The 10,264-nt window shown below is 28.2% G+C and carries 10 protein-coding genes; 6 read left to right on the plus strand and 4 right to left on the minus strand.

What is annotated here, in order from left to right; all coding sequences use genetic code 11:
- Positions 1-94: 94 nt before the first annotated feature.
- Positions 95-958, minus strand: coding sequence for an N-carbamoylputrescine amidase (gene aguB / locus Q0W06_RS18095; RefSeq protein ID WP_297639077.1), 864 nt, complete (start codon positions 956-958; stop codon positions 95-97).
- A gap of 4 nt (positions 959-962) precedes the next feature.
- The gene (gene aguA, locus Q0W06_RS18100; RefSeq protein WP_297639079.1) at positions 963-2,063 is read right to left on the minus strand and encodes an agmatine deiminase; all 1,101 of its coding nucleotides are present in this window, start codon (positions 2,061-2,063) and stop codon (positions 963-965) included.
- Between the two features lie 509 nt (positions 2,064-2,572).
- Here aguA and Q0W06_RS18105 point away from each other — a divergent pair.
- From Q0W06_RS18105 to Q0W06_RS18115, 3 genes are read left to right on the plus strand one after another with little or no spacing between them, the layout of a single operon-like run.
- Complete coding sequence (locus Q0W06_RS18105; protein ID WP_297639081.1) at positions 2,573-3,616, plus strand: iron ABC transporter permease; 1,044 nt, start codon at positions 2,573-2,575, stop codon at positions 3,614-3,616.
- Positions 3,616-4,452 carry an ABC transporter ATP-binding protein gene (locus Q0W06_RS18110; protein WP_297639083.1) on the plus strand — a complete coding sequence of 279 codons (837 nt, stop codon included), beginning with the start codon at positions 3,616-3,618 and terminating at the stop codon, positions 4,450-4,452. The genes Q0W06_RS18105 and Q0W06_RS18110 overlap by 1 nt, the downstream gene beginning before the upstream one ends.
- A gap of 14 nt (positions 4,453-4,466) precedes the next feature.
- A complete protein-coding gene (locus Q0W06_RS18115; protein WP_297639085.1) occupies positions 4,467-5,462 on the plus strand; it encodes an ABC transporter substrate-binding protein in 996 nt (331 codons plus the stop codon).
- Positions 5,463-5,516: 54 nt separating this feature from the next.
- Here the strand turns inward: Q0W06_RS18115 and Q0W06_RS18120 are convergent, their stop codons facing one another.
- Positions 5,517-6,980, minus strand: coding sequence for a hypothetical protein (locus tag Q0W06_RS18120; protein ID WP_297639087.1), 1,464 nt, complete (start codon positions 6,978-6,980; stop codon positions 5,517-5,519).
- A 582-nt stretch (positions 6,981-7,562) separates the two neighbouring features.
- Between Q0W06_RS18120 and Q0W06_RS18125 the strand changes: the two genes are divergently transcribed.
- The 3 genes from Q0W06_RS18125 to Q0W06_RS18135 all read left to right on the plus strand — a co-directional run bounded on the left by Q0W06_RS18125 (position 7,563) and on the right by Q0W06_RS18135 (position 9,743).
- Entirely contained in the window at positions 7,563-8,450 is an 888-nt protein-coding gene (locus Q0W06_RS18125; protein WP_297639089.1) for a lysozyme inhibitor LprI family protein, read from the plus strand.
- Between the two features lie 136 nt (positions 8,451-8,586).
- A complete protein-coding gene (locus Q0W06_RS18130) occupies positions 8,587-9,021 on the plus strand; it encodes a MarR family transcriptional regulator (RefSeq protein ID WP_297639092.1) in 435 nt (144 codons plus the stop codon).
- A 140-nt stretch (positions 9,022-9,161) separates the two neighbouring features.
- On the plus strand, positions 9,162-9,743 hold the full coding sequence (locus tag Q0W06_RS18135; protein ID WP_297639095.1) for a nitroreductase family protein: 582 nt from the start codon (positions 9,162-9,164) through the stop codon (positions 9,741-9,743).
- Positions 9,744-9,864: 121 nt separating this feature from the next.
- Here the strand turns inward: Q0W06_RS18135 and Q0W06_RS18140 are convergent, their stop codons facing one another.
- On the minus strand, positions 9,865-10,188 hold the full coding sequence (locus Q0W06_RS18140; protein ID WP_297639098.1) for a (2Fe-2S)-binding protein: 324 nt from the start codon (positions 10,186-10,188) through the stop codon (positions 9,865-9,867).
- Between the last annotated feature and the right edge of the window lie 76 nt (positions 10,189-10,264).

Consider the following 10,264-nt stretch of genomic DNA (forward strand, 5'->3'; position numbering starts at 1 on the left):
AAATAAAATAAAGGACTTTTTCAATTTTGAAAAAGTCCTTTGTCTACAAGCTGAGCTGTTCACTATAAATGAACAGCTTCTTTTTTTAAAAATATTATTTGCTTGCATCAATATGCATTATTGGATTATACATTTCTGGTCTACGATCTCTATAGACACCCCAACCATAACGTTTATCTCTAATTGCATCAAGATCAAATTCAGCTACTAAAACAGACTCAGAAGTTCTATCAGCTTGAACAACTTTTTCACCAGTTTCATCAGCAATAAATGAACTACCATAGAAAGTCATTGATGTTCCATCAGTTTCAGTTCCGATTCTATTTGATGCTACAAGTGGCATAATATTAGCAGCAGCATGACCTTTCATACAGTTCTCCCAATGTGGTTCTGTATCTCTTACTAATACTGGTTCTGAACCTATTGCTGTTGGATAGAATAAAATTTCTGCTCCAAGAAGTGACATACATCTTGCACTTTCTGGGAACCATTGATCCCAACAAATACCTACACCGATTTTAGCATATTTTGTATTCCATACTTTAAATCCTGTATCTCCAGGAGCAAAGTAGAATTTTTCTTCATATGATTGACCAGTTGGAATATGAGTTTTTCTATATTGTCCTAAAACTTCACCATCTGCATCAATAATTGCAATTGAGTTAAATGTTGTATTTCCAGCTCTTTCAAAATAGCTTATTGGTAAAACTACCTCTAATTCTTTAGCTACTTTTTTAAATCTTTTAATAGCAATATTGTCTTCTAAACTTGTTGCTAAGTTTAAATATTCATATTTTTCTTGTTGACAGAAGTATGGTGCTTCAAATAGTTCTTGTAAAAGTATTATTTGTGCTCCTTTTCCTGCTGCTTCTCTTACTAATCTTTCTGCTTTATCTAATGTTTCTTCTGCATTCCATGAACATGTCATTTGTGTTGCAGCTACTTTAACTTTTCTCATATGTTTACACTCCTTCTCTTGGTTGTTGTTGAGTTATACAGTGAATATTTCCACCACCTAATAAAATTTCTCTTGCATAAATTTGAATTACTTCTCTGTTAGGATAAAGTTCTTGAAGTTTTGCTTTTGCAATTTCATCATTTGGATCATTAAAGCCTGGCATTATAACAGCACCATTACAAACATAATAATTTGCATAAGAAGCTGCAAGCCTTTCACCTGGCGTTCTTGGGAGTGTACCTTCTACACTATCTACACCCATACTTTCTTCTTTCGTTATATAAATAGGAGATGGTAAAATAAGTTTGTGAACTTCTAATTTTCTGCCTTTAGCATCTCTTTCATTACATAATGTTTCATAACTACTTTTTGAAAATTCATATTGAGGATCATTTTGATTATTTGTCCATGAGATTACAACTACTCCAGGTTTTACGAAAGTAGCTATATTATCAATATGCTCATTTGTTTCATCTAAATATATTCCATGTTTTATCCAAATTACTTTGTCAACATTCAAATATTCTTTTAGTTTATCCTCTACGGCTTGTTTACTCATTCCAGGATTACGTCCTTTACTTAAAAGACATGCTTCTGTAACTAAAGCTGTTCCATCACCATCTACATGGATAGAACCACCCTCTAGTACAAAGTCATTTAATTCATACATATCTTTCCATTCAAGATTGCAAATTTTCTTTGCAACAGAATCATCTTTGTCCCATGGAAAATATAATCCATCAACTAGACCGCCCCATGCATTGAATTTCCAATCAATTCCTCTGACTTCACCTTTCGCATTTTTTACGAAAGTTGGACCACAATCACGGGCCCAGGCATCATTGCTTGCAATTTCAACAACACGGATATTTTCTGGAAGCATTTTTCTTGCATGTTCATATTGGTCTTCATTGACACACATTGTAACTTTTTCGAATTTTGATATAGCTTTTGCAACGTTAGTAAATGCTACTTGTGCATATTTACCACCAAAGCGCCAGTTATCATTTCTTTCAGGCCAAATCATAAAAGTGCCTTCATGAGGCTCGTATTCGCCTGGCATCCTAAAGTTATCTTTTCTAGGCGTGCTATTTATTGTTTTCATACTTTTTTACCCTCCTTATCTTATTTTTTCGATACCACATTTTTTATAGCTAAATACAAAGATTTAAATTATAAAAAATTTAGTAGAAACTTATAATTTAAAAATATTAAGCTGAAGACTTGATAAGTGTTCAACTTTTAACAAAATATAGTACAAATAAATTTTTATGTCAATCAGGTCATTTGACTGAAAATTTAAAGTATTCTGTTAAAAAGTATACAAAAAGTAGATAAAAGTAATTTTAATTGCTAATTAGTAGTTTTAAATTATTCATTAGCTAAAAATTAATAATTAATTTCAAGTTTAACTTAGAAAAGTAAATTTCAGACTTAAATTATAGTAACAGTAAATTTTTAGAGAAAATTTTGTTGAAAATAGATTGCTTATAATAAGAGTTTAATAAAAATTGCACATGTTTTTATTAAAAAAATAAAAAAATACAGCTTTTATTTACTGAAAATATACAAAAATATATAATAGGGAGCAAATAGAGGAAAAGGATGTAAAAAATGAAAACAAATAAAAAATTTTTATTATGGACCATTTTTCTAATTCTAATTTTAATGATAGTAATTCTTTTAGGAATAACATTTGGTAGTACAAAAATAGAAATAAAAATAGTTTGGAAATTTCTAAGGAGTAAGATTAGTGGGACTAATATAGAAGGACTTTCAAGTGCTACGGAAGCTATAATATGGCAAATTAGATTTCCGAGAACGCTACTTGCAGCCATTACAGGAGGAAGTTTAGCTTTATGTGGAATCTTAATGCAATGTATAACAAAAAACTCTATAGCAGATCCATATATATTAGGAATATCTTCAGGTGCATCAGCTGGAGCTGTTAGTGTAATTGTACTTGGTGGAAGTTTTCTTGGAAGTATTGGAATTGCGGGAGGAGCTTTTATTGGAGGACTAATTTGTGGAATATTAGTTTTTGTTATTGGGACGAGGTGTGGAAAGGTGAGTTCAACAACTAGACTCATATTAGCAGGAATGGCATTATCAACTATATTTGCAGCAATAACAAATCTTTTAATATATTCTGCAGAAAACGGGAATCAAGCTAAAAGTGCAATGTTCTGGATAATGGGAAGTCTGGGGGGAGCAAAATGGGAAATACTATTGTTACCAGGGATAGTTTTTATAATAGCTTTAGGAATTTCTATTTTTTTATCAAAATCTTTAGATTTACTTTTATTTGGAGAAGAGAGTGCAATAATGCTTGGCATGAATGTAAAAGTTATAAAGAGTATAATTATTATAGTAGCAGTACTTTTAATAGCAGTAATAGTATCATTAACGGGAGCAATAGGATTTATAGGACTTATAATACCACATATAATAAGAAATATAACAGGAAGTAATCATAAAAGATTAATAATATTATCAGTTCTATTAGGGGCTATATTTTTAATTATTGCAGACATACTTGCACGAGTGATATTTGCACCAAGAGAAATTCCTATAGGAATAGTAACAGCCTTAATTGGTGGACCATTTTTCTTATGGCTTATTGGGAAAAAAGACTATTCTTTTGGAGGAAATAAATAGTGAGTAAACTACAAATTGAAAATTTAGATTATTATATACAGAATAAAAAAATTCTAGATAATATTAAACTAGAAATAAAAGAAGGAGAGTTTGTTGGAATAATTGGTTCAAATGGATCGGGAAAATCAACACTTTTAAAAAATATCTATAGAATTTATAAGCCACAAAAGGGGGAAATATTTATAGATGATAAAGATATTTTTAAAATGAAAGGAAAAGAAATTGCTAAAAAACTTGGTGTCCTTGCACAAGAAAATAGCTCGGAATTTGATTTTAAAGTAGAAGATGTAGTAAAGATGGGAAGATATCCATATAAAAGCTTATTTGAAGATTATTCGAAAAAGGACTTAGAAATTGTAGATAAAATGCTGAAGAAAGTTGGAATGGACAAATTAAAAGAAAGAAACTTCAATAGTCTTTCAGGAGGAGAAAAACAAAGAGTTTTAATTGCAAGAGCTTTAGTTCAAGATGCAGAAATTTTAATTTTAGATGAACCAACAAATCATTTAGATGTAGGATATCAACTTCAAATTATGGATATAGTTAAAAAGTTAAGGATAACAACATTTGCAGCAATTCATGATATGAATATAGCAGCCATGTATTGTGATTATTTAATCTTAATGAAGGAAGGGAAAATAATAAAAAAGGGAAGAACCGAAGAAATTTTAACTCAAAAAATTATAAAAGAGATATTTAATGTAGAATGTCATATAGGTAAAAATCCTATAACTGGAACAGTACATATTTTTTATATTAGCATACATGAGCATAGAGAGGGGATGGGAAATGGACATGTCCATTTAGATGGTTATACAGGTGTACATAAACATTAAGGGGGATAAGTAAAATGAAGAAGTTAAAATTACTAACGATAGGTGTATCTATTATAATAGGAGCTACGGTGTTTATAGGGTGTGGAGGAGATAAAAAAGAAGAAGGAAGCAATTCTAAAGGGGAACAAACAGAAAAATTTATATATGATTATAATGATGGAAAAGAAAATTTAGAAGTAAAAGTAACAGAACCACCTAAAAGAGCAGTTACTTTGTCTCAATTTATGACAGAAATGCTTTTATCACTTGGATTACAAGATAGAATGGTAGCAACAGCATTATTAGATAACCCAATTTTACCACAGTATAAAGAAGCTTATGAAAAAATTCCTGTATTAAAAATTACAGGGGGACACAGTATTTCAAAAGAAGCATTTATGGCGTTAAATCCAGATTTCGTAAGCGGCTGGGAAATGTCTATATCAAATGAAACAACAGGAACAGCTAAAGAGCTTATAGCAGAAGGAATAAAACCATTTGTTGCAGAATCATTGAAAGGAAATGCAACTATAGATACTGTTTATGAAGATTATAAAACTCTAGGAAAAATTTTTGCAGTAGAGGATACTGCATTAGAAGTCATAAACAATATGAAAGAAGATGTAAAAGAGGTAGAAGAGAAATTATTAAAAGAGAAAAAAGATAAAGTAGATGTTATGGTATATGATTCTGGAGAAAAAGAAGCAATGGTAGTTGGTGGAGGTTTACCAAACAACTTAATTACATTAGCTGGAGGAAAAAATATTTATGGAGAGTTAAAGAATACATATGAAACTGTATCTTTTGAAAGCATAGTAGAAAAGGACCCAGAAGTAATAATTGTAACAGAATTTCTAGCAGGAGAAAAGGCAGAGAAAAAAATTCAATTCTTAAAAAGTAATCAGGCCTTAAAAGATGTAAAAGCAGTAAAAAATAATAGATTTTATGTAATAGAATTGGCGGATCTTTCACCAGGAATAAGAAATTCTAAGGCAATAAAAGAAATAAATGAAATGCTCTATGGAAAATAGATAAAATATAAAGTGAAAAAAAGTGAAGCCATGATGACTTCACTTTTTTTATGATTAAAAACAAGAGAAAGATATTCCATTTGGATTTGTATTAATAGTAAAGTTTGAAGTTGTATTGTTAGCAGAAAGAATACCATTAACAGTTGAACTTCCATTTGGTGTAGAACTAATATTAGCATTAACATTTATAGTAGGTGTAGAACCATCAAAATTAATGGCATCAGCAAAATATAAATGAGCTGTAAAATCAGCTTGCTCAGAATTGTTACTAGTAAAATGAGCAAAGTTTGCTATATTAGATAATTTATATGCATAATTTCCATTTCCTAAATTAATAAAACTTGATAAAGGAAGAGTTTTACTTACAGTTTCATTGTTTGTAGTAACATAATTTAAAGTTACTGTTGAAGTAGTAGGATTAATTTTTATACCAGATACATTTAAAGTTAAATAATTATTATTTAATCCATCTAACTCTAAAAATGAGCCAAGTGAAGTTCCAACATATAATCCATCTTTGTAATTACGAGAAGTAATAAAAGGCTGGCCTAAAGATGTTGTACTTGGTGAAGCCGAAAAATAAGTACCAGGAGAAAGAATACTCCCAGAATCAGTTACAGAATTACGAGATTGAGTAAATGATTGGAAACCATAAGATTGCCAATTACCTAAAGACATTCCGTCTAAATATCCATAAGAGCCTAGAACAAAATCATAACCACCATTATTATTAGTAAACAAAGTATCAGAATTACTATTAGTTAAAGAATTGAAATGTTCACTAAAGTAATTTGAGCTATTTGAATTTGAAATACCAACTATAACATTACTAAGTTGAGGCCCCATCATAGAATCACCAGCCCAACCGGTAGTATCAAGAATCTTAGTAGTCAAAGAATTCTGATGAATAATACCATTTATTTTAGGTAAAGCCTGACCGCTTTGTGCCATTTTTAGAAGTTCACTACCACTATAAATAGTATAATTAGGATTTGTATAATTGTTTGATAATGCACTATTAACTATATTTAAAGACATCTCATTTAAACTTTGGGTTAAAGAGGAACTTTGTGCTGAAGAGCCGTCACTCATATCAAGGTTATAAGTATTTAAATTATTAATAGATACATAGTAATTATTAGTATTTATATTAGTAGTGTTCTTATTATTTAGTAAAGCGATACCTCCAAAAATATAAGTTAAATTATAAGTTGAATAATCTGTATTAAAGCTTGGAATCCCTGTAAGGCTACTAGAAATTGTATATTCAGGTTCTAAATATAAAGTTGCTGACTGTGTATCAACAGGTGTAATAGTATTTTTTATAGAAATATTATATTTAGGTTGAGTAATTTTAGTGGTACTTGCTGTATTTACAGTAGTTGCATGGGCTGTTATAGCTGGATAAAAATTAACTAGAACAATAGATGAGGCAAGAATAGAACCAATAGTAAGTTTTTTGGAATGATTAGAAAGCGTGTTAAATAAGTTAATATTTTTTTTGTTAGATTTTTTCATAAGTAATCACCTCTTAAATTATTATGGTTAAATTATATTTTCAAAATGATAATAAAACAATGATTTGATATATAAATTTTTAATTAATAAGAAAATTAATTAAAAGTATATTAAATAAGTATACTTTAATATAATAAAGTAGCAAAAGAGAGAAAAGTAAATTTTTGAAATATATACTTTAAAATATAAAAAAGATTTTGTTAGATAGATAATGAACTATCAAAATAAAAGAAATAAAAAAGATAGAATAAAAAATTAATAAATTTTAATATAGTGATAGAGGAAAGTGAAAATATGAAAAAAATAGAGTAGATTAAAAGAAAAATGAAAAAGTTTTCTTTTGAGAATAAAAAAAAGAAAATTTTTGTAAATTATTTTATAAAATATAAAATAATAAATGAAAAAAATAGAAATAAATAGAAAAAAATAAGAGTTATAAAGAGGTAAAAGTTAAAAAATTCTTACAAAGATTAATAAAATATTTTTAATAAAAAAGTTATTAGAGAAAAATTTTATAAAAGAGGAATGATTTAAGGAAAAATTTATAGAATTTAATAGAGTAATAGATTAAGGTGAGGAGAAATGAATAAAAAAACAATTATACCTATAGCTATAGTTTTAATTATAGTAATCCTTGGGGGAATAGGTGCAGGTGGTATGTTTGTCTTTTATAAAATGAAGGTAAAAGAAAGCATGACTGAAGTAAGTAAGTTAGTATCAGAAGAGCGATATGAAGAAGCGGTAGAAAAATATAAGATGAGTTTAGAAGAATATCCAGATAATAAAGAAGCTAGAAATATGAAAGAAATAATAGAAAAATATTTAGAAGTCAAAAAATATTATGAAAAAGGTGATTTAGAAAAAGCAAAATTAATAATAGAAAATATAAGAGAATATGAAAAATATGAGATAGCTAAAGATATAAATAATTTAAAGATGAATATAAGTAAACAAGAGGATGAAGAGAAGGTTGATGCAGAAAAAAAGAAAATAGAAGTAAAAAATAGAGAAGTTGAGAATAGAAAAAAAGAGATTGAGGAAAAAAGAAAGGCAGAACAAAGAAGACAAGAGGAGATTAGGAATGCAGAACAAAGAAGGAGAGAAGAGGCTAAGAATGCAGAATTAGAAAAAGCACAATACTTAAAAGAATTAAATGCATTATCGAGTATGACAAATGGATATATTACAGGAAGTACACAAGCAGATATGAATTCCCAATCAGGTGAAGTATATAGAATGTGGGACGATAAAATAAATGAAATATGGAAGGTGTTAGAGAAGAGACTACCAAAATCTAGATTAGAAACACTTAGAACAAAGCAATTAGCATGGATTAAAGAAAAAGATGTTAGGCAAAAGAAAATTGAAAAAGAATATAAAGACGGAAGTATAATACTACTTGCAGTTAATTCAGAATTAGCAGAAATGACTCGAGAAAGGTGCTATTATTTAGTAAATAATTATATGTAATTTGAAATTTGAAAAATGCTAGATTATTCTAGTATTTTTTTTAGATAAAATATTATAATAAGGAGAAGATAGTATTATTGACAGAAATAAAATAGAGTGCTAAAATATACGGTATCGAATGAAATGAGGGATGACTATGAGAAAACAATGTATTATAGGTAAAATTAGAACTATATCATTAAAATCAGATAAGTTTGTAGATAAGAAAATAAAAGAGAGAAATCTACCAGTCTTAAAAAGTCATATACCATTATTTTTTATATTACCAGAGAGTAAAGAGAGAATGCTTTTTAATGAAGTTGCAAAAGAGTGGGATATATCAAAATCATCTTTATCCGATATAATCAACAAATATGAGGTAATGGATATATTAGAAAAATGTATTTGTCCAAATGATAAGAGGTTGGTGTATGTTAGCTTAACTGATAAGGCTCTTGAAATAAGAAAAAATTTAGATGAAATAGAAAGAGAATTTTTAAATATTTTATTAAAAGATTTTAGTGAAAATGAAAGAAAAATATATGAAGAATATATGGAAATGTCTTTAAAAAATGTAGTTACTATAAAATAAAGTGCCAAATTGGTATTTTATTACTACATTCATTCGTACAAGAACGAATGAATAATTTAATGAAAAAAAGAAAACTAAAAAGAATAAATTCTAATAGGATTTAAATAAATATATTAATATATACATAGGAGGAATTAGTTATGAATGAAACAATGAAAACTATATTAAATAGAAGAAGTACAAGAGTATTTGGTGAAGGCAATGTTAAGGAAGAAGATATTAGAACTATAATGGAGGCAGCAGTTTCTGCTCCAAGTTCAATGAATACACAATCATGGCATTTTTCAGTTATTCAAAATAAAGAAATATTAAATAAATTAAGTGAAGATGCTAAGAATGTAGCAAAATGTTTTGATAATGAACATATTAAAAAATTAGCTAATAATGAAAAGTTTAATATATTCTATAATGCACCAGTAGCAATTATAGTATCAGCAGAAGAAAAAGCTTATGAAAGCGAAATAAACTGTGCTATTGCATCACAAAATATATTATTAGCAGCTGAATCTTTAAATCTTGCATCATGTTGGATAGGATTTGTAGGAATTTTATTCCAAAGTCAAAGAGAAGAAGATAAAAGTATACTTGAAAGTTATAAAGAGAAATTAGGGATACCAGAAGGATTCAAGCCTTTACATGCAATAATATTAGGACAAAAGAATCCTAATGCATCAGGAAAGGCAACAGAAAAAAGAGCAGATACTGTAACATACGTGAAATAGAATTTAATACTATAGAAACTCTGAGATTTTTCTCGGAGTTTTTTTGAAAAAAATAAGACAGATATTAAAATAATATCTGTCTTTAGATATGGGATAGAAATAATAAGATAACTAATATAAATTATCTTTTATTATCAATAATATTTTGGATAAGTGGTTTACATCTTCCACAACCAGTTCCAGCACCAGTTACATTACCCACTTTTTCAACTGTGTCAGCACCGTCTTTTACTGCATTTACTACAGACTCTAAAGACACACCTTTACATCCACAAACACTTGCAAGAATTTTTTCGATTTCAGGGATACAACCACCGCAACCAGTTCCAGCTTTAGTTATTTCTTGGATTTCTTCTACAGTTCTAGCACCATTTATCATTGCTTTTCTGATATCTATGTATGAAACATTCATACAGTTACAGATAATTCTATTTGGATCTGACATAATTTAAATACCTCCGTTAAAATATTATACTTTAATAGTATATATCTTTTATTAAATAATTATGCAAACTATAATA

Source organism: uncultured Clostridium sp. (assembly GCF_947072515.1).
GTDB lineage: Bacteria > Bacillota > Clostridia > Clostridiales > Clostridiaceae > Clostridium.